The sequence below is a fragment of the Streptomyces hokutonensis genome (assembly GCF_000376565.1).
In the GTDB taxonomy this organism is placed as follows: domain Bacteria; phylum Actinomycetota; class Actinomycetes; order Streptomycetales; family Streptomycetaceae; genus Streptomyces; species Streptomyces hokutonensis.
This window is the reverse complement of sequence record NZ_BARG01000114.1, coordinates 1-24074: the sequence shown is the minus strand read 5'-3', so window position 1 is coordinate 24074 and position 24074 is coordinate 1. Positions and strand designations below refer to the sequence as shown.

General features: G+C 69.5%; 21 protein-coding genes. 17 read left to right on the top strand and 4 right to left on the bottom strand.

The window, feature by feature from the left end; all coding sequences use genetic code 11:
- Window positions 1–174: 174 nt before the first annotated feature.
- From SSP08S_RS51230 to SSP08S_RS62285, 8 genes are all read left to right on the top strand, one after another.
- A complete protein-coding gene (locus tag SSP08S_RS51230) occupies window positions 175–1752 on the top strand; it encodes a WXG100 family type VII secretion target (protein ID WP_245608136.1) in 1578 nt (525 codons plus the stop codon).
- A gap of 90 nt (window positions 1753–1842) precedes the next feature.
- Window positions 1843–3075 carry a S8 family serine peptidase gene (locus SSP08S_RS51225; protein ID WP_281176180.1) on the top strand — a complete coding sequence of 411 codons (1233 nt, stop codon included), beginning with the start codon at window positions 1843–1845 and terminating at the stop codon, window positions 3073–3075.
- Window positions 3076–3146: 71 nt separating this feature from the next.
- A complete protein-coding gene (locus SSP08S_RS51220) occupies window positions 3147–3491 on the top strand; it encodes a WXG100 family type VII secretion target (RefSeq protein ID WP_019075425.1) in 345 nt (114 codons plus the stop codon).
- A 46-nt stretch (window positions 3492–3537) separates the two neighbouring features.
- Window positions 3538–3837 carry a WXG100 family type VII secretion target gene (locus SSP08S_RS51215; RefSeq protein ID WP_019075424.1) on the top strand — a complete coding sequence of 100 codons (300 nt, stop codon included), beginning with the start codon at window positions 3538–3540 and terminating at the stop codon, window positions 3835–3837.
- Window positions 3838–3976: 139 nt separating this feature from the next.
- The gene (locus tag SSP08S_RS51210; protein ID WP_026179542.1) at window positions 3977–4867 is read left to right on the top strand and encodes a protein kinase family protein; all 891 of its coding nucleotides are present in this window, start codon (window positions 3977–3979) and stop codon (window positions 4865–4867) included.
- 69 nt (window positions 4868–4936) lie between these two features.
- Window positions 4937–6028, top strand: coding sequence for a serine/threonine-protein kinase (locus SSP08S_RS58640; RefSeq protein WP_019075422.1), 1092 nt, complete (start codon window positions 4937–4939; stop codon window positions 6026–6028).
- Window positions 6004–6744: an outer membrane protein assembly factor BamB family protein gene (locus tag SSP08S_RS62290; protein ID WP_019075421.1), complete on the top strand. Its 741-nt coding sequence runs from the start codon at window positions 6004–6006 to the stop codon at window positions 6742–6744. Before SSP08S_RS58640 ends, SSP08S_RS62290 begins: the two co-directional genes overlap by 25 nt.
- Window positions 6741–7076 (top strand): outer membrane protein assembly factor BamB family protein, encoded by a 336-nt coding sequence (locus tag SSP08S_RS62285; protein ID WP_019075420.1) that lies wholly within the window; start codon window positions 6741–6743, stop codon window positions 7074–7076. The genes SSP08S_RS62290 and SSP08S_RS62285 overlap by 4 nt, the downstream gene beginning before the upstream one ends.
- A 25-nt stretch (window positions 7077–7101) precedes the next feature.
- On the opposite strand, the gene SSP08S_RS51200 is transcribed toward SSP08S_RS62285, so the two are convergent.
- Window positions 7102–11076: a type VII secretion protein EccC gene (locus SSP08S_RS51200; protein ID WP_019075419.1), complete on the bottom strand. Its 3975-nt coding sequence runs from the start codon at window positions 11074–11076 to the stop codon at window positions 7102–7104.
- A gap of 350 nt (window positions 11077–11426) precedes the next feature.
- On the opposite strand from SSP08S_RS51200, the gene eccD reads away from it, so the two are divergent.
- The gene (gene eccD, locus SSP08S_RS51195; protein WP_019075418.1) at window positions 11427–12938 is read left to right on the top strand and encodes a type VII secretion integral membrane protein EccD; all 1512 of its coding nucleotides are present in this window, start codon (window positions 11427–11429) and stop codon (window positions 12936–12938) included.
- A 61-nt stretch (window positions 12939–12999) separates the two neighbouring features.
- Here eccD and SSP08S_RS51190 read toward each other — a convergent pair whose 3' ends face one another.
- Window positions 13000–13281, bottom strand: coding sequence for a DUF397 domain-containing protein (locus SSP08S_RS51190; RefSeq protein WP_019075417.1), 282 nt, complete (start codon window positions 13279–13281; stop codon window positions 13000–13002).
- 283 nt (window positions 13282–13564) lie between these two features.
- On the opposite strand from SSP08S_RS51190, the gene rpsO reads away from it, so the two are divergent.
- The 5 genes from rpsO to SSP08S_RS51165 all read left to right on the top strand — a co-directional run bounded on the left by rpsO (window position 13565) and on the right by SSP08S_RS51165 (window position 19045).
- On the top strand, window positions 13565–13852 hold the full coding sequence (rpsO, locus tag SSP08S_RS51185; protein ID WP_019075416.1) for a 30S ribosomal protein S15: 288 nt from the start codon (window positions 13565–13567) through the stop codon (window positions 13850–13852).
- Between the two features lie 353 nt (window positions 13853–14205).
- Window positions 14206–16428 carry a polyribonucleotide nucleotidyltransferase gene (locus tag SSP08S_RS51180; protein ID WP_019075415.1) on the top strand — a complete coding sequence of 741 codons (2223 nt, stop codon included), beginning with the start codon at window positions 14206–14208 and terminating at the stop codon, window positions 16426–16428.
- The gene (locus tag SSP08S_RS51175; protein ID WP_019075414.1) at window positions 16425–17804 is read left to right on the top strand and encodes a M16 family metallopeptidase; all 1380 of its coding nucleotides are present in this window, start codon (window positions 16425–16427) and stop codon (window positions 17802–17804) included. Before SSP08S_RS51180 ends, SSP08S_RS51175 begins: the two co-directional genes overlap by 4 nt.
- A 25-nt stretch (window positions 17805–17829) precedes the next feature.
- Window positions 17830–18582, top strand: coding sequence for a 4-hydroxy-tetrahydrodipicolinate reductase (gene dapB, locus SSP08S_RS51170; RefSeq protein ID WP_019075413.1), 753 nt, complete (start codon window positions 17830–17832; stop codon window positions 18580–18582).
- Window positions 18583–18592: 10 nt separating this feature from the next.
- Window positions 18593–19045, top strand: coding sequence for a tetratricopeptide repeat protein (locus SSP08S_RS51165; RefSeq protein WP_019075412.1), 453 nt, complete (start codon window positions 18593–18595; stop codon window positions 19043–19045).
- A 77-nt stretch (window positions 19046–19122) separates the two neighbouring features.
- Here the strand turns inward: SSP08S_RS51165 and SSP08S_RS51160 are convergent, their stop codons facing one another.
- Window positions 19123–19677, bottom strand: coding sequence for an SCO5741 family PH domain-containing membrane protein (locus tag SSP08S_RS51160; RefSeq protein ID WP_019075411.1), 555 nt, complete (start codon window positions 19675–19677; stop codon window positions 19123–19125).
- A 114-nt stretch (window positions 19678–19791) separates the two neighbouring features.
- Window positions 19792–20031 carry a hypothetical protein gene (locus SSP08S_RS51155; protein ID WP_019075410.1) on the bottom strand — a complete coding sequence of 80 codons (240 nt, stop codon included), beginning with the start codon at window positions 20029–20031 and terminating at the stop codon, window positions 19792–19794.
- A gap of 213 nt (window positions 20032–20244) precedes the next feature.
- Between SSP08S_RS51155 and thyX the strand changes: the two genes are divergently transcribed.
- The 3 genes from thyX (at window position 20245) to SSP08S_RS51140 (ending at window position 23910) form a co-directional block, all read left to right on the top strand.
- The gene (gene thyX / locus SSP08S_RS51150; RefSeq protein ID WP_019075409.1) at window positions 20245–20985 is read left to right on the top strand and encodes an FAD-dependent thymidylate synthase; all 741 of its coding nucleotides are present in this window, start codon (window positions 20245–20247) and stop codon (window positions 20983–20985) included.
- A 211-nt stretch (window positions 20986–21196) separates the two neighbouring features.
- A complete protein-coding gene (gene dapA / locus SSP08S_RS51145; protein WP_019075408.1) occupies window positions 21197–22096 on the top strand; it encodes a 4-hydroxy-tetrahydrodipicolinate synthase in 900 nt (299 codons plus the stop codon).
- Window positions 22097–22224: 128 nt separating this feature from the next.
- Window positions 22225–23910 (top strand): ribonuclease J, encoded by a 1686-nt coding sequence (locus SSP08S_RS51140; RefSeq protein ID WP_026179541.1) that lies wholly within the window; start codon window positions 22225–22227, stop codon window positions 23908–23910.
- Window positions 23911–24074: the final 164 nt, after the last annotated feature.

Below are 24074 nucleotides of genomic sequence, written 5' to 3'. Positions count from 1 at the left end.
CTGGCGCGGGGCGTCGAGGAGCGCCCGAGAGAGACCGGCCTCCTGGCCGGCCTCTTCTACAACCCTGTGCGCGCGGTGGTCGAGAGCACGTCGCAGGGCCAGGCCGTCCACGACTCCGTGCACGGGCCGACCGGCGACCGTCGTACGAACTTCGAGAGCCGCCCGCTCAACGAGATGATCGACCTCGTGGAGCGGACGAACCCGGAGGACCTGGAGTCCTCCGGCAAGGCGCTCTGGGACGCGCGTGACGCGATCAAGGCGGCGGCCGACGAGCTCAGCGGTCACATCGACAGGGTCCAGTGGGCCGGGAAGTCGGGCGACGCGTTCCGTAAGTGGGGGAGTGAACTCGTCACCCAGACGCACAGCCTGAGCAGTTTCGCCGGGGGCGCGGGCGATCAGATCACCGCCGCTGCCATGGGTTTGGCGTCCGTACGCAGTGCCATGCCCCCTCGCGACACACAGGCGGAGCGGAAACACCCCACGACGTTCACGGCGGCCGAGAAGGTCGCGAACAAGGACGAGTACGCGGCGGCCGTACGCGTGGAGAAGGATCGCCAAGAGGCGATCAACCAGATGAACCGGCTGTCGTCGTACTACGTGGTGTCCAAGGACGAGCTGGCGGCGCTGAACAGCAAGGCGCCTGAGTTCACGGCCATGCCGAACGTCGGTGTGCCGCGGCCTCAGAAGACCGAGCAGGGCGGCTACAACCGGATCGCGTCCCCTAATGCCGAAAAGACCAGTGCGTCGAGCGTTGCGGATCACCACGCAACGGTTGCGTCAGTCACGGGTGGTACCGGCAAACGTGATGTCCCAGAGGACGTCACGCCGCCTGCGAAACACACCACTGATCATGTGACTCCCCCTGATGTGCCGACGCACACGAACATCGACAGTGTCGGCACACTTCCGCCGGCCACCACGGTGCCCACCACAGTTCACAATCCGCCGGTCACGGGTGTCCCTGCTCCGGGGGGAGGCCCAGCCAACGTGTTCGAGAGCGGCTTCGGGACTCCCATCCCCAATGGTCCGGTGAGCAGGAGCGCCGGCGGCTTGCGGGCCCCCTTCTCCGCGCAAGGGCGAAGTGGTACATCCGGTCTGGGCAATTCGGGCGCAGAGCGGTCTGCGGGTCGCGGGCCCGCGAGTCAGATGGGCCGCGCTACGGAGACCGGCCGGTCGCTTGCGAAGGGCACCGCTTCAGGAGCGAAGTCGTCGCCGATGGGGCGAGGCGTCACCGGTGGTGTCCCGCGGTCAGGCGGTACGGCGGTTCCACGCGGCAACGGTGGTTCGACCACCGGCGCCGGACGTTCGAACGGTGTGGTGGGCGGGCGGCCCACGTCCGCCGGGGGCAATCCGGCGAAGGGCGGGGCGAGGATTCCCCGTGGCAATGTCATCGGTGCCGAGGAGGCGGCCGGTTCCCGGTCAACGGGGGGTCGGCCCGGGCAGCGCGGAGTCTTCGGAGCGCCCGAGACCGTGACAAGGCCGGGTCCGAGCTCACCGGGAGCGCGTGGCGGTACGGGTACTCCGGAGAGTGTCACGGCCACGCCCACCCAACGTAAATCTCTCGCCCAGGCCGAACGCAACGGAATGACGCGCGGCGGCTCAGGCCTCGTGCGCGGACCTGGTGACCAAGGGAAGCGCGGCGACAGGGAACGCACGGACGGAACTCAGCCGGCCGACCACCTCGCCGAGAACGAAGAAGAAACTCACCTCCCCACCCCGCCGCGGCGTGAAGTGCCGCCGGCCGTCAACTGAGCGCGAGCGAGGACAGTCAACGCCATGAAGTCAGGGACCAGCCGACGAGCCCAGAGTGCTGCGCTCCTCGGGACGCGCCGTGTCAGACGAGTGCGCGCCGTGAGCGCGGTAGTTGGCGCCCTGGCCGTGGTAGGCGTGGGATTCGCCCCGAATGCCGCTGCCGACGATGTCCAGTCGAAGCAGTGGTACCTGGACCAGATGCAGGCCGAGAAGATGTGGAAGGTCAGCACGGGTAAGGGCGTCAAGGTCGCCGTCATCGACACCGGGGTGAACCCCGACACACCGTCCTTGAAGGGGCAGGTGCTGGTGGACGAGGTCCCGAAGGCGGTCTCGTATCACTCCACGGTCGACTTCGACGGCCACGGCACGTCCATGGCCGAGCTGATCGCGGGTACCGGGGCGGGAGGCAGCCTCAAGGGGCTGGCGCCGGGTGCGAAGATCGTCCCGTATCGCGTCGACCTCAAAGGCCTGAAGGTCGGTTCGGCGGAGCAGAAGAAGACGCCCGAGCCCTGGCAGGCGATCAGGGCCGCGGCCGACACCGACGCGCAGATCATCAGCATGTCGATCGGGGGATACGTCAGCACTGAGGAGGAGGAAGCGGTCAAGTATGCCGCTTCCAAGGGCAAGCTGATGATCGCCGCCGTAGGCAACTCGGGTACGGGGACGGGAGACGGCAATGTCGACTATCCCGCCGCCTACCCCTATGTGATCGGCATCGCGGCGGTCGACTCGTCGTTCACCGTGACGAAGTTCTCCGCGTACGGAAACTACGTCGACCTCGCGGCACCCGGCACAGGGATTCCGGGATGGTGCGACGCCACCTTCCACACGTATTGCGATACGGGTGGTACGAGCCAGGCGACCGCCATCGCCTCCGCCTCCGCCGCCCTCATCTGGTCCGCCCACCCCGACTGGACGGTCAACCAGGTCACCCGCTCCCTGATCGACACGGCGAGCCGCACGTGGGCGGAGAACGACCCGAGCAAGTACGCCGGTTACGGCTTCGTCCGTCCTCGCGTGGTGTTGGAGAACGCCAAGTACGACGCCGGCGCCCCCAACGTCGACCCGCTCGCGAAGGAGAACGGCGGCAACCTGCTCGCCAAGTCGGCGAGTTCCTCCTCGTCGACCGCGTCGACTCCGTCCGCATCGGCGACGTCGAAGAATCCGGGCAAGGGTTCTACCGGCGGCACCTCAGCCGCAGGATCAACCGCCAAGTCGTCCAACGACAGCAACACGCTCTGGATCGCGCTCGGCGGTGCCGCCGCCGTGCTCGTCATCGGTGGTGCGGGTGTGGCCGTAGCGCGCGCACGGCGTGCCAGGTGACCGGGATTTCCAGTCAGACCGCGAATCAGTCAACACACGACGCCAGTCAATAGAAGAAGGGTGAGCTGACCATGTCCAACAAGCAGAAGCTCGAAGATGCCGCAGTAGTCGATATTCAGAAGCAGATGCTCGACAAGTACGACGGCATCGCCAAGCGCGTGCACGGGCTTCAGGGTGTGATCGACGGGCTTGAGGGTCAGTGGCACGGAATCGGGCGTGCCGCGTTCGACAAGAAGCAGTACGAGATCAATGAGTCGCTGCAGAAGATCGGCACCATTCTCGGTGACGTCATCGAGGCGATGACCGCGACGCGCAACATCAAGGACAGCAAGGAGGACGAGGTCCGCGCGGCGGTCAACAAGATCGACCTCCAGGACGGCGCCCCGACCGTGACCTCCCCGCTGAGCTCCTACTGAGTCACGACGCCCACCGCCCCATACGAACGAGACGAGGTACACACGCATGAGCCGTAACTCCGACGGCCTTTCCGTCACTTATGACGGGCTGGACTTCGCGGCCACCAAGATCGGCAACGAGGCGAAGCAGCTGGAGCAGGACCTCCAGGAGCTTCGCGCGCTGGTCGTGAAGAGCCAGCAGTACTGGGAGGGTGACGCCCAGGGCACCTTCAACGAGAAGCTGCACCGCTGGGACAAAGAAGCCAACGACATCCACACCGCGCTGACCGGCATCGGTCACGTCGTGTACACGTCGGGCGGTACCTACATGGAAGGCGACAAGAAGGCCGCCAGCTACTTCCAGTAGGACGAGGTACGCAGCAGCAAAAGCAACTCAGGGTGGGCGCGCGCGGGAGGCGCCCACCCGTTGCCGTACCTGGCCCCTGCACGAGAGGGTGAGCACGCGCCCGTGCCGGAAGGACCGGTGGGAGGGGAGCGCACCATACATGGCTATGCCTATGGCTACGACGCGGCGGATCGGCCCCTACACGGTCGTCACCCGGCTCGACAGCGGCACCCCCGCCCACGCCCCGGCTCAACCCCCCACCCCCGAACGCCGGTTCACCGCCCGCAGCCCCGACGGCGACCGCACCGTCCTGCTGAGCGTGCCCCTGCCGAAGGCCGACCCTGGGCGGTTCATGGCGGAGGCCGACATCTCGCGGTATCTGCTCGGGCCCTGGGTGCTGCCGGCCACCGAACTCGCCGCCCCGGGCGGTGAAGCCTGGCACGCCCGGCCCTACGTGCCCGCGCTGCCGCTCCCCACCGCCCTTGCCGTGAACCGCGATCCGTTGCCCGAGCGGACCGTGCGCGCGCTCGCCGTAGCGCTGGCCGAGACGCTCGCCGTGCTGCACGGGCAGAACCTGTCGCACGCCGGGGTGAGTCCGGCGGCCGTGCTGCTCGCGGCCGACGGGCCCCGGCTCGGCTGTTTCGGGGCGGTGCGGGCCGCCGCGCCGGACGGTGTGCCGCGGTGGGGAGCGCCGGGGCTGGACGCCGGGAGTCTTCCGCCCGAGCAGGCGGCCGGTGGGCAGCCGCGGCCGCTGGGTGACGTATACGCGCTGGGGGCGACGCTCGCGTACGCCGCCACGGGTCATACGGCTCCGGAGCAGGGGGAGTTGCCGGCCGCGCTCCGTTCGCTGGTGGCGCGGTGTCTGGCGCGTGATCCTGCCCGTCGTCCTCAGCTCTCTGACATCATCGGGGAGCTGGCGCCCGACTCCCGAACTGCCTTTCCCACAGGGGGTGGTGGGCTCGGCGCCGGCTGGTTGCCCGCCCGGATCGTCGCGGCCGTCGCTCATCAGTCGGCCTCCGTGCTGGCCGCCGAAGTGCGGTTGTCCGAGTAGACGCGGCTGGGACTTGGGACTGTCGTATCGACCGCCGCCCCCGCCACAGGCCCTGATGACAAGAGCGCGATGCCCACACCCCTCGCCCACGACGACCCCGTAACTCTCGGTCCGTACCGGCTCGTTGCCCGGCTCGGCAGTGGTGGCATGGGCACGGTGTACATGGCGCGTGGCGTCGGCGGGCGTACGGTCGCGCTCAAGACGACGCACGCCCGGATCGCGACCGATCCGGGCATCCGTGCCCGGTTCCGGCTCGAGGTGGACGCGGCCCGGGTCATCGGGGACCGGTTCGGGGCCCGGGTGGTGGACGCCGATCCGTTCGCCGAAACGCCTTGGCTGGCAACGGAGTTCGTGCTCGGGCCCGCCCTCGACGAGACCGTTCTGGGCACGGGACCGCTGCCGGAGCGGTCGGTGCGGGCCTTGGGGGCCGCCCTTTGCTCGGCGTTGGACCAGCTGCACCGGTCCGACGTCGTGCACCGCGACCTGAAGCCGTCCAACATCCTCCTCACCGCCTACGGCCCGAAGGTCATCGACTTCGGCATCGCCCGCCCCGAACACGGACTGACCCTCACCACCACCTGCCAGACCCCCGTCACCCCGGGCTACGGCGCCCCCGAACAGGTGCTCGGCAGGCGCGTGACCCCCGCCGCCGACGTGTTCTCGCTGGGCGCGGTGCTCGCCTACGCGCTCACCGGACAGCGCGCCTTCGAGGGCTCCCATGTGGCCGTCGTGCAGTACGCGGTCGTCCACGGGGAGCCCCGACTCGACGGCGTGGAGCCGCAGTTGAGGGCGCTCGTCGAACCCTGCCTCGCCAAGGACCCGGCCGCACGGCCCCAACCCGCCGAGATCGTACGGGCGATGGACGTGTCCAAGCGCGCCGACCGCGCCTGGAAGCGGGGACGGCTCGCCGACGCCATCAAGGAGCGGGAGACCGGTGCCGCCCGCATGACCACCGACGCGACCGCTCAACTGCTGCGCGCGAGACGGGCGTTGACACGCAGACGGCTGCTCGCCGGACTGTCCACCACGGGTGTCGTGGTCGCCGCCGGGGGCGGTACGACGGCCTGGCTGCTCGGCACGACGGGCGGCAGCACGGGCGGTGGCCCGAAAGCAGCCCCTTCACCCTTCCGCCGGCGGTGGCCACCCCCACGGCCCGGATGACCGTCGTCGCCGACAAGGTCTCCGGTTCCCTGGGCCGGCCCGGCACCCTCTGGACACTGGAGAACGCCGCCGACGTCTACTCGCCGTATCTGCTGCCGGTGCGGGACGTCCTCGTCCTCGGTGCCGCGAGCGGCGGGATCGTGGCCTACGGCGTCAAGGACGGCAGACGCCGCTGGAGCGCGCCCCGCGTGGTGACGAAGAGCGGCTGTCTGTCGCTCTCCGACCGGCTGGTCGTCGGCACGGACAGCCAGGGCGCGCTGCGGACGTACGTCCCGTCCACCGGAGAACCCAAGTGGACCTGCCCGGCGGCCGAGGCGGCCCAACTCCTCGGCGCCGACGCGGAGTCGGTGTACATCCTCACCAAGGACGACCGGCTGCGCAGCGTGCGCCGCGCGGACGCGAAGGTCGGGTGGACGGCGACGGTCCCGGCGGACTTCCGCAAGAAGGTGTTCGCCCCTGCCGCCGTCGGACCGGGCAGGCTGGTCATGGGCACGACCGACGGCAACTTCCTGGCGGTCGACACGAGCAACGGCCGTATGGCGTGGAACCGCCTCGCCCACGTCCCCATCGGGCTCCGGCCGGCCGGCCGGCCGTCCGCGGCGACACCGCCTACCTCGGCGGCTACACCCTGGACGCGGTGCGGATCGCCGACGGGGAGCGGATCTGGAGCGTCAAGCCCCACGGGGACCTCTACCGGGAGCGCTGGGGACCCGTGACGGTCTCCGGGAGCAGGCTCTACGCCACGGAGGGCATCTATCCCAGACGCCTGGACCCGCGCGACGGGAGCCAGTTGTGGTCCGGTTACTCCGAATCCGCGGGCACGGCTCTCTACGCGGGGCGTGCTCTGCCGCAGGGGCACGCGGTGTGGTCGATCGACAAGAGCGTGGTGCAGACCGAGCCCATGGAGCTCGACGCCGCGAAGGCCGTCGACGGGGGGAGGCTGTGGCGGTACGAGTTCCCCCGTACCGACTACACCCGCCTCGCCGCCGACGGAAACCGCGTCTTCCTCATGCACGACAGCAAGGTCGTCGCCCTCACCACGTTCTGAGGAACCCGTCGGCCCAATGGGGGGCTTACTCGTCGCTGTCCGCCACCCGGCCGATCTGGACCAGCGGCTTCCCCCGCTTCCGGGACACGAACACACCCCGCCCGGCGGGCATCGGCCGCGGCCTGACCCCGCCCAGCAGGTCGCCCTCCGCCGGGTCGCCCGCCAACACCACGCCCTGGGCGCCGAGTTCCTTCATCCGCTGCATGAACGACTCGTAACCGGCGCGCCCCGCACCCGCCGTGGAGCGGGCGATGATGAAGCGCACGCCCACGTCCCGCGCGAACGGCAGGAGTTCGGTCAGCCCCGACAGAGGGTTGCCGCTCGACGTGGACACCAGGTCGTAGTCGTCGATGATCACGAAGACCTGCGGGCCCCGCCACCAACTCCGGTCCCGGAGCTGCTGCGGAGTGACGTCCGACGTCGGAGTGCGGCGCTGCATCAGGTCGGCCAGCGCGTCCATGTGGTGCTGCATCTGGTTCGACATCGGGATGTACTCGGCCAGGTGCGAGGGCGGGGTCACGCCCAGCAGGGAACGCCGGTTGTCGACCACGAAGAGCTTGCACGCGTTGCCGTCGTGGCGCTCGCCGAGGCGCTTGATCAGCAGCTTGAGCAGGTTCGACTTACCGGACTCGCTCTCGCCGAAGACCAGGAAGAACGGGTCCTGGTCGAAGTCGACGAACACCGGCTCCAGGTTGTCCTCGTCGAGGGCGAAGGAGATGCCCCGGTTCGGGAAGCGGTCGCCCGGAGGAAGCTGCGCCGCCGGGAACTCCCTCGGCAGCAGCCGGACTTCGGGCGCTCCGGGCTCCTGCCAGTGCCGGGCGACCTCGGCCGTGAGGGCCGTCGTCGCCTCGGCGAGGTCCGTGTCCGAGGACAGGCCGTCGATGCGCGGGACCGCCGCCATGAAGTGCTGCTTCTGCGGGGTCTGGCCCCGACCGGGCACGCCCGTGGGCACGTTGGCGGCGACCTTGCGGTCGAACTCCGAGTCCATCGGGTCGCCCAGCCGCAGCTCCAGCCGGTTCATCAGGTGGTCCTTCATGTTCGCGCGCACCTCCATGGAGCGCGAAGCCGTGAGGATCACATGGATGCCGTAACCGAGACCGCGGGCCGCGATGTCCAGCACCAGCGGCTCCAACGCCTCGTAGTCCGTACGGAAGTTGCCCCAGCCGTCGATGACGAGGAAAACGTCGCCCCAGGGCTGGTCCGTCACGGAGATGTCGCCCCGCGCGCGGCGGGCGCGGAACTCGGCGATCGACGAGATCCCGGCCGTACGGAAGTACTCCTCTCGGCGGGTCATCACGCCGTAGACCTCGGCCGCCGTACGCCGGACCTTCTCGGGGTCGAGGCGGGAGGCCACCCCGCCCACGTGCGGCAGACCGGCCACTGCGGACAGACCGCCACCGCCGAAGTCCAGTGCGTAGAACTGCACTTCGCGCGGAGTGTGGGTGAGCGCGAACGACGCGATGAGCGAGCGCAGCAGCGTCGACTTGCCGGACTGGGGACCGCCGAGGATCTGCATATGTCCTGCCGCGCCGCCGAAGTCTGTCCACAGCGGGTCGCGCCGCTGCTCGTACGGCTTGTCGACCAGGCCGACCGGGACGACGAGCCGGCCCGCGCCCTCGTAGCCGGGCTGTGTCATGCCCCGTCCCGGTACGGCCGCGAGTCCGGGCAGCAGGGAGTCGAGCGACGGCGGGCTGTCCAGCGGGGGCAGCCACACCTGGTGCGCGGCCGGCCCCTGCGCCTCGAGTCGCCGCACGATCACGTCGAGCACGGTGTCGGCGAGCGCGTCGTCCTTCTCGTCCGCCGTCTCCGCCTGCCGCTGACGCGGCACGGGCGCGTACTGCACCGGCACCTGCGCCGCCGTGAACAGCACCGGCCTGCGGTCCACCGGGAGCGGCCCGCCGAGCGCGGCGGCCTGCTGCGAACCGGTGCGGTACACCCCGGATACGTACGCCGCCTTGAAGCGGACCATCTCGTCGGTGCCGTACTTCAGGAAGCCCGAACCCGGCACGTTCGGCAGCTCGTACGCGTCGGGCACCCCGAGCGCGGCCCGCGACTCGGCGGCAGAGAACGTGCGCAGACCGATCCGGTACGACAGGTACGTCTCCAGGCCGCGCAGCCGGCCTTCCTCCAGGCGCTGCGAGGCCAGCAGCAGATGCACGCCCAGGGAGCGGCCGATACGGCCGATCTGCACGAACATCTCGATGAAGTCCGGCTTGGCGGTGAGGAGTTCGCTGAACTCGTCGATCACCAGGACGAGTGAAGGGACAGGCTGCAAGGGAGCGCCCGCGGCGCGCGCCTTCTCGTAGTCGTGGATGTTGGCGTAGTTGCCCGCGTCGCGCAGCATCTCCTGGCGGCGGTTCAACTCACCGCGGATCGAATCACCCATACGGTCGACGAGCGTCAGGTCGTCCGCCAGGTTGGTGATCACGGCCGCCACGTGCGGCATCTGCGCCATACCGGCGAAGGTCGCACCGCCCTTGAAGTCCGCGAGGACGAAGTTCAGCGTCTCCGAGGAGTGCGTCACCGCGAGGCCGAGCACCAGGGTGCGCAGCAGCTCCGACTTGCCGGAACCGGTCGCGCCGACACACAGGCCGTGCGGGCCCATGCCCTCCTGGGCCGCCTCCTTGAGGTCGAGCATCACGGGCCGGCCGTCCTCACCGAGCCCGATCGGCACCCGCAGCCGCTCCGCCGTCGAACGCGGGCGCCAGGTCCGCTTCGGGTCCACGGAGGCCGCGTCGCCCAGGTTCAGCAGATCCGTGAACTCCAGGTTGGCGAGCAGCGGTTCGTCGTCGTCACCGCCCGACACCATGCGCAGCGGCGCCAGTTGACGCGCCAGCGCCTCGGCGGCCTCGTACGACAGGACGTCCGGCGTGCCTTCGTAGACCATGCCGTGGCCCGACTCCAGGCGGAGTTCCTTCGGGTGTACGACGACCGAGAGGTCACCGCGTCCGCTGCTCAGGTCACCAGGGACGACCTCGACGATCGTCACCCCCTGGAGTCCCTCGGGGCTGGCCAGGAAGGAGGTGGGCGGCAGGGAGACGCCGTCCAGCACGACCACCAGATGCGGCTGTTCGGGCACCGGCGCTCCGGCCGGGTGGAAACGCGGGCGGCCCTGGAGGCGGTCCGCGAGCATCTCCTCCAGCTCCACGGGGTCGGTGCTGATCAGGCGCATGGTGCCCGCGCCGTCCGCGAGCCCCTGCGCCTGCGCGTGGGGGAGCCACTTGGCCCACTCCCACTCGGGCACCGATTCGCGCCCGGTGGCGACGGCGATGACGAGGTCCTCGGGGGAGTGCATCGAGGCGAGGGAGGCGGCGAGGGCGCGCGCGGTGCCGCGCACGGTGGCCGGTTCGCCGCTGATCGTCACGTGGTAGAAGGCGCGCAGCGAGACCGCCATCGGCAGGTCCTCGAGGGTGCTGTGCGTGGCCAGGAAGCGCTGCATGGCGCCCGCCGTCAGCGGCTCCAGCTCGTCGACCGGGGCGGTCTCCGGCGGGACCAGGGGAGTGGCGAGACCCTGGGGGCCGAGGCCGACCCGCACCTGTCCGAAGTCCTCGTCGTTCGTCCGGCGTTCCCACACCCGGCTGCCCTCGGCGACCAGAGCCCACAGTTGCTCCGGCGAAGGGTGCAGGTAGTACTGGGCGTCGCGCTGGGCCCGCGCGGTCTCCAGGGCCGTACGCCGGGTCTGGGACAGATAGCGCAGATAGTCACGGCGCATGTCGGCCATCTGCCCCTGGTTGCCCCGGCGGTAGCGGACCAGCATCGAGACGCCCATCGCGACCGTGGACGCGATCATCACCATGCCCATGATCTTCATGAACGGCTGGGCACTGGGGTTGAAGAAGAACACCACCGACCCGCCCATGCCGAGCATGGGCAGGAGCTGCATCATGGCGCCCTCCTGCTGGCCGCGCGGCAGCTCCGGCGGAGCCTGCAGCATGACCTCGTCCGTGGGCACTTCCTTCGGCAGCGACCTCGGCGGGCGCTTGACGACGATCTGGCTCACTACGCACCAATTCCCTTGCCGGACCGAGTTGTTTCGTCCGCCGCCCCGTGTCGGGCGGACGCCGATCCGCACTGCGCGATCCTACTGACAACCACTGACAACGGCGGGCGGTAGGGTGCCCGTGAGACGTGTGAGCAGTTGCGAATCGTTCCGGGAAAACCGGGCAAAACCGCAGTGTTCGCGGCGGGCGGATCCCGTCGGATCCTGTTGAGTGCCGGGCGCGACGGCGCGGCCGGCCGACGGGACGGGCGGCACGGCGCGACCTGCACAGGATCTTTACGGCGGAACCACACGGTGGACGCGCGCGGCACCTTCGCGGACCGTCCGTCACTGACAAGGGGGAACAGCAGGTGAGCATCACGGCCTCCGCGCCGGCCGGCGCGACCGGCGGAACGGGCACCGGAGCCTCATCCGGGGCGGGCACGGGCTTCGGCTTCTGCCGGGTCACCATCGTGGCGCCCGACAGCCGGATCGACGTGGCCCTGCCCGACGACGTACCGGTCGCCGACCTGTACCCCGAGATCCTGCGGCTGTCCCAGCAGAGCCTCGCCGAGGGCGCCCCGGTCGGCTACCACCTCGTACGCCGCGACGGCACCGTCCTCGACGGCGCCCGCTCCTTCGCCGCACAGCGCATCCTCGATGGCGAACTGCTCACCCTGCGCCCCTTCGCCGACTCCCTGCCGCCGGCCGTCTACGACGACGTCTCCGAGGCGGTCGCCGCCGCCGTCACCCGTGACCGTGCCCTGTGGAACGGCGAGTTGACGCGCGCAGCCGGTCTCGTCGCGGGCGGCATCCTGCCCGCGCTGCTCGCGTTCGTGGCCTGGAGCTCCCAGATCCACCACGACATGAACGGCCTCCAGGGCATCGTCGCCGGCCTCGCCGGCATCCTCCTGATCACCATCGCCTGCGTCCGCGCGCGCGTGTACGACGACCGTGGCTCGGCGGTCGCCCTGGGCCTGGGCGCGCTCCCGAACATCGCCGTGGCGGGCTCCGGACTGCTCCCCTTCTCCGAAGGAGAAGGCATTGGGCGGCTCCAGTTCCTGCTGGCCTGCGCCGCCGTCCTCGTAGCGGCCGTCGTCCTCACCCTGGTGTCACCCGGAGGGGACGGCCCCTTCGTGGCCTTCGTCTTCGCCTCCGCCATCGGCCTGTTGACGACGTTCACCGCGATGCTCGCCCACCTGAAGCCCATCGAGACGGCCGCGATCTGCGCCCCGCTCTCCGTGTGCGCGCTCGCCTTCCTGCCGGGCCTGTCCATGCGCTTCGCCCGCCTCCCCATCGGCTTCGAACCGCCCAACCCCACCCGCGGCTACGGCGACGGCGAACCCGTGGCCCAGGAGCCCGTCGACGCCGAGCGCATCGCCGCCCGCGCCCGCCGCGGCCACGAACTCCTCGTCGGCCTGGTCGGCGGCTGCGCCCTCGTCTCCGTGGGCGCCTCGATCGTCCTCGGCTTCTCCAGCAACGTGTGGGCCCAGCTCCTCGCCCTCGCCACCGGCGTCGCGATGCTGATGCGCGCCCACCTGTTCCGCTACACCGCCCAGGTCGGCGCGACCCTCGCCGCGGGCCTGGCCGCCCTGGTCTTCCTGGGCCTGGGCCTCGCCCTGAACCCGCCGCACGCGTACGTGCGGGACGCGTTCCTCGGCGACCCGAACTCCCTAGACATCCGCAGCGTCTGGCTCGCGGCGGCCGTAGCCGCGTCCACCGCCCTGGTCACCGCCGTCGGCCTGATCACCCCGAAGCGCGGAGTCACCCCCTTCTGGGGCCGCTTCCTGGAGATCGCCGAGAGCTTCGTCCTGCTCACCCTGATCCCGCTCTCCCTGGCCGTCTTCGACGTGTACGCGCAGGCACGGGCGATGACCAGCTAAGAAGCCACGACATGCGAAAGGGGCGGCACACACGCGTGCCGCCCCTTTTCCACGCCCACGACTACTGCTGCTCCTCCGGAGCAGGCTCCAGATCGAACTCGCCGTCCCGGGCGCCCAGCACGAAGGCCGTCCACTCCGCCTCCGTGTAGCGCAGCACGGTTTCCGGGTCGAGCGACGAGCGCATGGCCACCGCGCCGTCGGGCAGGTCGGCGATCTCGACGCGCTCCTCGTGCTCCTCCGTGCCCGGCGCGCTGCGCCACTCGACGCCCGAGATGTCGAGGGCGTACAGCTCGTCCCGCTCCCGCTCCTTGCGTGCCTTGATCTCCTGCTCCGTCTCCGCCATGGCGAAGCGACCCCTTCCCGACGAACCGACGTGATCCACGGTCCTCATGTGGATGCGGATCACCCTAGTGGCCGTATCCGCCCCGGTCAGGGCCCTTCACGGAGCTGGACCGAGGTGTCCCCCCAGGCTGGTACGCTGTGTAGCGGCCGTTTGTGTACGCACCCCTGGAGCTCACCGCTCCGGAGGCCGCGCCCAGCGGATCCCGCCTCCCGAGTTACGGAAGCTCCCCTGAGAAGTGGACCAGGGGCACTCGGTGGCACATCAAAGACTACGAGGAGTACGCGTGTCGCTCGACGCCGCTACGAAGAAGCAGCTCATCACCGAGTTCGGCCAGAAGGAGGGCGACACCGGCTCCCCCGAGGTCCAGGTCGCCATGCTCTCGCGCCGCATCTCGGACCTGACCGAGCACCTCAAGACCCACAAGCACGACCACCACTCCCGTCGTGGTCTGCTGATCCTGGTCGGTCAGCGCCGCCGGCTGCTGCAGTACCTGGCCAAGAAGGACATCCAGCGCTTCCGCGCGCTGGTCGACCGCCTGGGCATCCGCCGCGGTGCGGCGGGCGCCAAGTAAGACGCCGTGAAGGGGAGCGGTTCCCGAAACGATCGGGAGTCGCTCCCTTTGCCGTATGTACGGATTGCCCGTACGTGCGGAAACGTGCGGAGTGTCACTGCCGCTTTGTAGTGTGGTAGCACAACGCAATACGCACGACACGGCACGACAACGCACGACAGCTCGACAACGTACGAAACGAACGAGGAGAAGCGCGCCTCGCAGCCGCCGGTCCTCGGTAGTGGCCCCCGGGCAGGAAACCCCGGGTGCTTCGATCGAAGACCGGCCCGCACCAGACAGCGCTTCTCCGCCACCGTCCCCCCGCCACACGGGCGGGGAGGGACGAAAGACGACAAGTAACGGAGAAAACGCTAGTGGAGAACGAGACCCACTACGCCGAGGCCGTCATTGACAACGGCTCCTTCGGCACCCGCACCATCCGCTTCGAGACGGGCCGCCTGGCCAAGCAGGCCGCCGGCTCCGCCGTGGCGTACCTGGACGACGACACCATGGTGCTGTCGGCCACCACCGCCTCCAAGAACCCCAAGGACCAGCTCGACTTCTTCCCCCTCACGGTGGACGTCGAGGAGCGGATGTACGCCGCCGGCAAGATCCCCGGCAGCTTCTTCCGCCGTGAGGGCCGTCCCTCCGAGGACGCCATCCTCACCTGCCGCCTGATCGACCGCCCGCTGCGCCCGTCCTTCAAGAAGGGCCTGCGCAACGAGATCCAGGTCGTCGCCACGATCATGGCGCTCAACCCCGACCACCTGTACGACGTCGTCGCGATCAACGCGGCCTCCGCGTCCACGCAGCTGGCCGGTCTGCCCTTCTCCGGCCCGGTCGGCGGCGTCCGCGTCGCGCTGATCAACGGCCAGTGGGTCGCGTTCCCGACGCACACCGAGCTCGAGGACGCCGTCTTCGACATGGTCGTCGCCGGTCGCGTCCTGGAGGACGGCGACGTCGCGATCATGATGGTCGAGGCCGAGGCCACCGAGAAGACCATCCAGCTGGTCGCGGGCGGCGCCGAGGCGCCGACCGAGGAGGTCGTCGCCTCCGGTCTGGACGCCGCGAAGCCCTTCATCAAGGTGCTCTGCCGTGCGCAGGCCGACCTCGCCGCCAAGGCCGCCAAGCCGACCGGCGAGTTCCCGATCTTCCTCGACTACCAGGACGACGTCCTGGAGGCCCTCACCGCCGCCGTCCGCCCGGAGCTCGCCTCTGCGCTGACCATCGCCGGCAAGCAGGACCGCGAGGCCGAGCTGGACCGCGTCAAGGGTCTCGCCGCCGAGAAGCTCCTCCCGGAGTTCGAGGGCCGCGAGAAGGAGATCTCCGCCGCGTACCGCTCGCTGACCAAGTCCCTGGTCCGTGAGCGCGTCATCAAGGAGAAGAAGCGCATCGACGGCCGCGGTGTCACCGACATCCGCACCCTGGCCGCCGAGGTCGAGGCCATCCCGCGCGTGCACGGTTCCGCGCTGTTCGAGCGTGGCGAGACCCAGATCCTGGGCGTCACCACCCTCAACATGCTCCGCATGGAGCAGCAGCTGGACACCCTCTCCCCGGTGACCCGCAAGCGCTACATGCACAACTACAACTTCCCGCCGTACTCGGTCGGCGAGACCGGCCGCGTCGGCTCCCCCAAGCGCCGCGAGATCGGCCACGGAGCGCTCGCCGAGCGCGCCCTGGTCCCGGTCCTGCCGACGCGCGAGGAGTTCCCCTACGCGATCCGCCAGGTCTCCGAGGCCCTCGGGTCCAACGGCTCGACGTCCATGGGCTCGGTCTGCGCCTCCACCATGTCGCTGCTGAACGCGGGTGTGCCCCTCAAGGCCCCCGTCGCCGGTATCGCCATGGGCCTGATCTCCCAGGAGATCAACGGCGAGACGCACTACGTCGCCCTCACCGACATCCTCGGTGCGGAGGACGCCTTCGGCGACATGGACTTCAAGGTCGCCGGCACCAAGGAGTTCGTCACCGCCCTCCAGCTCGACACCAAGCTGGACGGCATCCCCGCCTCCGTCCTGGCCGCCGCCCTCAAGCAGGCCCGTGACGCCCGCCTCCACATCCTCGACGTGATGATGGAAGCGATCGACACGCCGGACGAGATGTCCCCGAACGCCCCGCGGATCATCACCGTCAAGATCCCCGTGGACAAGATCGGCGAGGTCATCGGCCCGAAGGGCAAGATGATCAACCAGATCCAGGAGGACACCGGCGCCGAGATCACGATCGAGGACGACGGCACCATCTACATCGGTGCCCAGGTCGGCTCGCAGGCCGAGGCCGCCCGCGCCACGATCAACGGCATCGCCAACCCGACCATGCCGGAGGTCGGCGAGCGCTACCTGGGTACGGTCGTCAAGACCACCACCTTCGGTGCGTTCGTGTCGCTGCTCCCGGGCAAGGACGGTCTGCTGCACATCTCGCAGATCCGCAAGCTCGCCGGCGGCAAGCGCGTGGAGAACGTCGAGGACGTCGTCGGCGTGGGCCAGAAGGTCCAGGTCGAGATCGCCGAGATCGACTCCCGCGGCAAGCTCTCCCTGATCCCCGTCATCGAGGGTGAAGAGAACGCCGAGGACGACAAGAAGGACGACGGCGACAAGTGACGTCGACCAGCACCACGACGACGGCCCGCACCTCCTCGGAGGCGCGGGCCGTCGCCCGTACCCAAACCCTCATCCAGGGCACCAACGGCATCGGCACGGTCCGCAAGACCACCCTCCCGGGCGGCCTGCGCATCGTCACCGAGACGCTGCCCTCGGTCCGCTCCGCCACCTTCGGCATCTGGGCACACGTGGGCTCCCGCGACGAGACGCCGTCGCTGAACGGCGCCACGCACTACCTGGAGCACCTCCTCTTCAAGGGCACGCACCGGCGCAGCGCGCTGGACATCTCCTCCGCGATCGACGCGGTCGGCGGCGAGATGAACGCGTTCACCGCGAAGGAGTACACGTGCTACTACGCGCGCGTGCTCGACACCGACCTGCCGCTCGCCATCGACGTGGTCTGCGACATGCTGACGGGCTCCCTGATCCGCGAGGAGGACGTCAACGTAGAGCGCGGCGCCATCCTCGAAGAGATCGCCATGACGGAGGACGACCCGGGCGACTGCGTGCACGACCTGTTCGCGCGCACGATGTTCGGCGACAACCCCCTCGGCCGCCCCGTCCTCGGCACGGTCGACACCGTCAACGCCCTCACCGCGGACCGTATTCGCCGCTTCTACAAGAAGCACTACGACCCGACCCACCTCGTGGTCGCCGCGGCGGGCAACATCGACCACGACAAGGTCGTACGACAGGTCCGTGCCGCCTTCGACAAGGCCGGCGCGTTCAAGAACGCCCAGGCCGCGCCCATCGCCCCGCGCGACGGCCGCCGCACCCTGCGCACCGCGGGCCGCGTCGAGCTGATCGGCCGCAAGACCGAGCAGGCGCACGTCGTCCTGGGCATGCCGGGCCTGGCTCGTACCGACGAGCGCCGCTGGGCCCTCGGGGTGCTCAACACGGCCCTCGGCGGCGGCATGTCGTCCCGCCTCTTCCAGGAGGTCCGGGAGAAGCGCGGCCTGGCCTACAGCGTGTACTCGTACACGTCCGGCTTCGCCGACTGCGGCCTCTTCGGCGTCTACGCCGGCTGCCGGCCCTCGCAGGTCCACGACGTGCTGAAGATCTGCCGCGACGAACTGGACCAGGTCGCCGAACACGGCCTGTCCGACGACGAGATCGGCCGCGCCGTCGGCCAGCTCCAGGGCTCCACCGTCCTCGGTCTCGAGGACACGGGCGCGCTGATGAACCGCATCGGCAAGAGCGAGCTGTGCTGGGGCGAGCAGATGTCCGTCGACGACCTGCTGGCAAGGATCGCGTCGGTCACCCCGGACGAGGTCCGCGAGGTCGCTCGCGAGATCCTGGGACAGCGACCCTCGCTGGCGGTCATCGGCCCGCTCAAGGACAAGCAGGCGGCCCGACTGAACGACGCCGTCGCCTAACACCCGTCGTAAGGAAGCAAGAACGATGAGCAAGCTGCGCGTGGCGGTCCTCGGTGCCAAGGGCCGGATCGGCGCCGAGGCGGTACGAGCCGTCGAGGCCGCCGAGGACATGGAACTGGTGGCCGCCCTGGGCCGGGGCGACACCCTGGAGGCGCTCACGGCCGCGGGCGCCCAGGTGGCGGTCGAACTGACCACCCCCGCCTCGGTGATGGACAACCTCGACTTCTGCGTCCGGAACGGCATCCACGCGGTCGTCGGCACCACCGGCTGGACCGAGGAACGCCTCGCGCAACTGAACGGCTGGCTGGACGCCTCCCCGCAGACGGGCGTCCTCATCGCGCCCAACTTCTCCATCGGGGCCGTCCTGACCATGAAGTTCGCGCAGATCGCCGCGCCCTACTTCGAGTCGGTCGAGGTCATCGAACTGCACCACCCGAAGAAGGTCGACGCCCCGAGCGGTACGGCCACGCGCACGGCCCAGCTCATCGCCGAGGCACGCGCGAAGGCGGGCACGGCTCCGGCACCGGACGCCACGGAGACGGCCCTGGACGGCGCGCGCGGTGCGGACGTCGACGGGATCCCCGTCCACTCCGTCCGGCTGCGCGGCCTGCTGGCCCACCAGGAGGTCCTGCTGGGCGGTGAGGGCGAGACCCTGACCGTCCGGCACGACTCCCTGCACCACAGCAGCTTCATGCCGGGCATCCTGCTCGGCGCGCGCCGCGTGGTGACCACCCCGGGCCTCACCTTCGGCCTGGAACACTTCCTGGACCTGGGCTGAGGCTCACGACATGCGCGCCAAACTCACCTACGCCGTCACGGCCGCCGTCCTGGTCTTCTACTTCGTCCTGGTCGGCAGCCGCGGCGTCATGCTCATACAGTCGGGCACGGTCATCACCGTCACCTTCGGGATCGCGGTCCTGATCCTGCCGGTGATCGGCGTGTGGTTCCTCTGGAAGAACACCCAGTTCGTCCGCAACGCCAACCGCCTGGCCGCCCTGCTCGAAGCCGAAGGCGGCCTGCCCGTCGACGAGTTGAGGCGCACCCCCGGCGGCCGTATCGACCGCGACTCCGCAGACGAGGTCTTCGCCAAGCGCAAGGCCGAGACGGAGGCGGCCCCCGACGACTGGCGCAGCTGGTTCCGCCTCGCCGTCGCCTACCACGACGCCCGCGACACCCCGCGCGCCCGCAAGGCGATGCAACGCGCGATCGCCCTGCACGCCGGCCGCCCGGTCCAGGCCTGAACTCCCGTACGCCCGCACGCCGAAGGGGCCGGCCCGCACTCGCTGCGGACCGGCCCCTTCGCGTCGCTCTCGGCCGGTCAGCTCCGCCGGTACTCGTCGGACCACACCTCGACCGAGTCCGCGGCCCGGTCGAAGGCGGAGGCACGCGCCACGAAATCGATGTCGTGCGTGGTCAGCAGCGCGGGCACGTCCTCCGGAGCACGGTCCTTCCGTACGAGGACCAGGGCCTGCCCCTGCACAGTCCGCGGCAGCCCGAGCCAGCGCACCGGCTGCTGCACCGTCCGTACGGCGGCGACCCGGTCCCAGGGCACCGTACGGGTGAAGAGGAACCGCACCCGGCGCAGCCCGCGCGCGCTCACCCACACGCCCATGCGCAGCAGCCGCAGGGCGCAGAGGATGACGGCCACCGCGATACCGAGGATCACTCCGGCCTCGGACCGCGAGCCGGTCAACGCGATGATGACGGCGGCGAACAGCACGTACGACGCGAGCAGCAGCACGAGTGCCGATGCCGCGACGCGCCACGGGCCGGGCCGGTAGGGGCGCCGCCAGCGGTCGCGGTCGTCGAACGGCAGCGCGAGCTCGTCCGCGGCCTCGAATGCGCGGTCGGCCGTAAGGAAGGGCAGGGGCACGGCTGGTGTCCTCACTGAATCCATGCGTGGGCTGTGCCCGGTGAGGCTATCCGGCCGAGTTCCCGCTCACCACCATTGGGGGTCCGGATGAGTCAGTGTCAGCTGCGTCCCAGGTCAGCGGTTGTCCGCGGCCTGCGACTGTTGGTTCTGCGTCGAGAGGTCGTGCTGGGACAGCGCCGGCATACCGAGGACCAGGGAGCCCACGATGCCGGCGATGATGGTGAGCCCCAGAAGCCAACGCCCGGCTATCTGACCGGCGGACGCGCGCTCACGGGGCGGCGGGGTGACGTTGCTGCGGAAGCGGTCGGTCTCGGCGATGAAGGCGAACGGGACGGGTTCGCGCCGACGGAGCATCGGTGGTGCATCTCCCCTCAGGGATCGAATCGTGATCGAACGGGTGACTCTCACCAAGACAGACGAGCGAACGCCCCAAAAGGTGCCCCGTTTCGCCGAATTCGCAGAAGTTCGCCAACGAATGTCGCGGCACGGCACCGAACGCCCCGATGTCAGTGCCGGGCCGTAGAGTGGGCGCCGCCCGAGAGACGTGATGGAAGGACCCTCCGAGCCGTGACCGACACTCCCGCCGACGACCTCAAGCCCAGTTTCCGCAGCGATGTCACCGTCGAGCTGGTCAAGCACACCGCGTCCGACGCCGACGTGCTCTTCGCCGCCCGCGTCTCGACGATCGGCGAACAGTCCCTGGAAGAGATGGGCAAGGACCCCGAGCGCTCAAAGGGCCTCATCAACTACCTGATGCGGGACCGCCACGGCAGCCCCTTCGAGCACAACTCGATGACCTTCTTCATCAGCGCCCCGATCTTCGTCTTCCGCGAGTTCATGCGCCACCGGGTGGGCTGGTCGTACAACGAGGAATCGGGAAGGTACAGGGAGCTCCAGCCGACCTTCTACGTCCCCGGCGAGTCCCGCAAGCTGGTCCAGGAGGGCCGCCCGGGCAAGTACGTGTTCGTGGAGGGCACTCAGGCCCAGCAGGAGCTGGTCGGCCGCACCATGGAGGACTCGTACCGCCAGGCGTACGAGGCCTACCAGGAGATGCTCGCCGCCGGCGTGGCCCGCGAAGTCGCCCGAGCCGTGCTCCCCGTAGGCCTCTTCTCCTCGATGTACGCCACGTGCAACGCCCGTTCGCTGATGCACTTCCTCGGTCTGCGCACCCAGCACGAGCTGGCGAAGGTGCCGTCGTTCCCGCAGCGGGAGATCGAGATGGTCGGCGAGAAGATGGAGGAGCAGTGGGCCAAGCTCATGCCGCTCACCTACGCGGCCTTCAATGCCAACGGTCGGGTCGCCCCGTAGCGCACCTCTGTTTGCCGCGCGGGCACACATGTACGGATCAGTCGCGCGAAGTGTCCGTATTGCGGCATTTGGAGAAGTTCATCTAGCCTGATCAAACGGACCCGGCACTGCTTGAACCCCCGAGCAGGCAGTGCCGGGCTCCATATTTGTCACGACTTGTCGCCTGCCCCGAGGGCAGACCCCGCATTGAGCAGCGAGTAGCGTGTTACCCATGGCTCCGACCTCCACTCCGCAGACCCCCTTCGGGAGGGTCCTCACCGCCATGGTCACGCCCTTCACGGCGGACGGCGCGCTCGACCTCGACGGCGCGCAGCGGCTCGCCACCCACCTGGTGGACGCAGGCAACGACGGCCTGGTCATCAACGGCACCACCGGTGAGTCCCCGACCACCGGCGACGCGGAGAAAGCGGATCTCGTACGAGCCGTACTGGAGGCGGTCGGCGACCGCGCCCACGTCATCGCCGGCGTCGGCACCAACGACACCCACCACAGCGTCGAACTCGCCCGCACGGCCGAACGCACCGGCGCACACGGCCTGCTCGTCGTCACGCCGTACTACAACAAGCCCCCGCAGGAGGGCCTGTACCGTCACTTCACGACGGTCGCCGACGCCACCGGACTGCCGGTCATGCTCTACGACATCCCGGGCCGCAGCGGCGTCCCGATCGGTACCGAGACGCTGGTCAGGCTCGCCGAGCACCCCAGGATCGTCGCCAACAAGGACGCCAAGGGCGACCTGGGCCGTGCCAGCTGGGCCATCGCCCGGACCGGCCTGGCCTGGTACTCCGGGGACGACATGCTGAACCTGCCGCTGCTCTCCGTGGGCGCGGTCGGCTTCGTCTCGGTCGTTGGCCATGTGGTCACACCCGAACTGCGCACCCTGGTGGAGGCGTACGTCTCCGGTGACGTCCAGAAGGCCACCGAGATCCACCAGAAGCTGCTCCCCGTCTACACCGGCATGTTCCGCACCCAGGGCGTCATGACCACCAAGGCCGCGCTCACCCTCCAGGGACTGCCCGCCGGACCCCTGCGCTCACCGATGGTCGAGTGCTCGCCCGAGGAGATCACCCAGCTCAAGATCGATCTTGCCGCCGGCGGGGTACAGCTCTGACAACAGACTTCACAACTCAATACGCAGGGCTTCGGCGCCTGCACCCCACATCCAATAACTGCATTTGCACGAACGTCATGCGCGCCACGTGCCCACCGGTACGTGGCGCGCATGGGTAGGAGAGTCTTTTGAGCCATCCGCATCCTGAACTCGCCCCTCCGTCGAAGCTCCCCGAAGGCGGCCTGAGGGTCACCCCACTCGGCGGCCTCGGGGAAATCGGCCGAAACATGACGGTCTTCGAATACGGCGGCCGTCTGCTGATCGTCGACTGCGGCGTGCTCTTCCCCGAGGAGGAGCAGCCCGGAATCGACCTGATCCTGCCGGACTTCACGTCCATCAGGGACCGCCTCGACGACATCGACGGCATCGTCCTCACGCACGGCCACGAGGACCACATCGGCGGAGTCCCGTACCTCCTTCGTGAGAAGGCGGACATCCCGCTGATCGGCTCCAAGCTGACCCTCGCCCTCATCGAGGCGAAGCTCCAGGAGCACCGCATCCGCCCGTACACGCTCGAGGTCGCCGAAGGGCACCGCGAGCGCATCGGCCCGTTCGACTGCGAGTTCGTCGCGGTCAACCACTCGATCCCGGACGCCCTCGCGGTCGCCATCCGCACCCCCGCGGGCATGGTCGTCCACACCGGCGACTTCAAGATGGACCAGCTGCCGCTGGACGGCCGTCTGACAGATCTACACGCGTTCGCACGTCTCAGCGAGGAGGGCATCGACCTGCTCCTCGCCGACTCGACGAACGCCGAGGTACCGGGATTCGTCCCGCCCGAGCGGGACATCTCCAACGTCCTGCGCCAGGTCTTCGCCGGCGCCCGCAAGCGCATCATCGTGGCGAGCTTCGCCAGCCATGTGCACCGCATCCAGCAGATCCTGGACACGGCACACGAGTACGGCCGCCGGGTCGCCTTCGTCGGCCGCTCGATGGTCCGGAACATGGGCATCGCGCGTGATCTCGGCTATCTCAAGGTCCCGCCGGGCCTGGTCGTGGACGTCAAGACGCTCGACGACCTCCCGGACAGCGAGGTCGTCCTGGTCTGCACGGGCTCGCAGGGCGAACCGATGGCCGCCCTGTCCCGCATGGCCAACCGCGACCACCAGATCCGTATCGTCGCCGGCGACACGGTGATCCTGGCGTCGTCGCTCATCCCGGGAAACGAGAACGCCGTCTACCGCGTGATCAACGGCCTCACCCGCTGGGGCGCGAACGTCATCCACAAGGGCAACGCCAAGGTCCACGTCTCCGGACACGCCTCGGCCGGCGAGCTGCTGTACTTCTACAACATCTGCAAGCCGAAGAACCTGATGCCGGTCCACGGCGAATGGCGCCACCTACGGGCCAACGCCGAGTTGGGTGCCCTGACCGGCGTCCCGCACGACAGGATCGTCATCGCCGAGGACGGCGTGGTCGTCGACCTCATCGAGGGCAAGGCCAAGATCTCGGGCAAGGTCCAGGCCGGTTACGTGTACGTCGACGGCCTCTCGGTCGGCGATGTCGGCGAGCCCGCGCTGAAGGACCGCAGGATCCTGGGAGACGAGGGCATCATCTCGGTCTTCGTCGTCGTGGACTCGTCCACCGGCAAGATCACGGGCGGCCCGCACATCCAGGCCCGCGGCTCCGGCATCGACGACTCCGCCTTCGTGGAAGTGGTCCCAAGGATCACGGAGGTCCTGGAACGCTCGGCCCAGGACGGCGTCGTCGAGCCCCACCAGCTGCAGCAACTGGTCCGCCGCACGCTCGGCAAGTGGGTCTCGGACAACTACCGACGCAGGCCGATGATCCTCCCGGTCGTGGTGGAGGTCTGACCGTCGTACGACCCCCTCGTACGCGTGAACCTGGAGCGGGCCGCCTCGATTTGCATCGAGGCGGCCCGCTCCAGTACGTTTACGGCTCCGCCTGAGGGGGAACCCGGACACTTCGCGTGTACGGGAGCCACTCCCGGAGGGCCGGAAATTCCGACTCAGAACCT

Coding starts and splice junctions, on each gene's coding strand:
- SSP08S_RS51230 (WP_245608136.1), top strand. CDS start 175: ATGATCGACCTCGTGGAGCGGACGAACCCGGAGGACCTGGAGTCCTCC.
- SSP08S_RS51220 (WP_019075425.1), top strand. CDS start 3,147: ATGTCCAACAAGCAGAAGCTCGAAGATGCCGCAGTAGTCGATATTCAG.
- dapA (WP_019075408.1), top strand. CDS start 21,197: ATGGCTCCGACCTCCACTCCGCAGACCCCCTTCGGGAGGGTCCTCACC.
- dapB (WP_019075413.1), top strand. CDS start 17,830: ATGAGCAAGCTGCGCGTGGCGGTCCTCGGTGCCAAGGGCCGGATCGGC.
- SSP08S_RS51190 (WP_019075417.1), bottom strand. CDS start 13,281: ATGGCGGAGACGGAGCAGGAGATCAAGGCACGCAAGGAGCGGGAGCGG.
- SSP08S_RS51165 (WP_019075412.1), top strand. CDS start 18,593: ATGCGCGCCAAACTCACCTACGCCGTCACGGCCGCCGTCCTGGTCTTC.
- SSP08S_RS51210 (WP_026179542.1), top strand. CDS start 3,977: ATGGCTATGCCTATGGCTACGACGCGGCGGATCGGCCCCTACACGGTC.
- SSP08S_RS51155 (WP_019075410.1), bottom strand. CDS start 20,031: ATGCTCCGTCGGCGCGAACCCGTCCCGTTCGCCTTCATCGCCGAGACC.
- SSP08S_RS58640 (WP_019075422.1), top strand. CDS start 4,937: ATGCCCACACCCCTCGCCCACGACGACCCCGTAACTCTCGGTCCGTAC.
- SSP08S_RS51215 (WP_019075424.1), top strand. CDS start 3,538: ATGAGCCGTAACTCCGACGGCCTTTCCGTCACTTATGACGGGCTGGAC.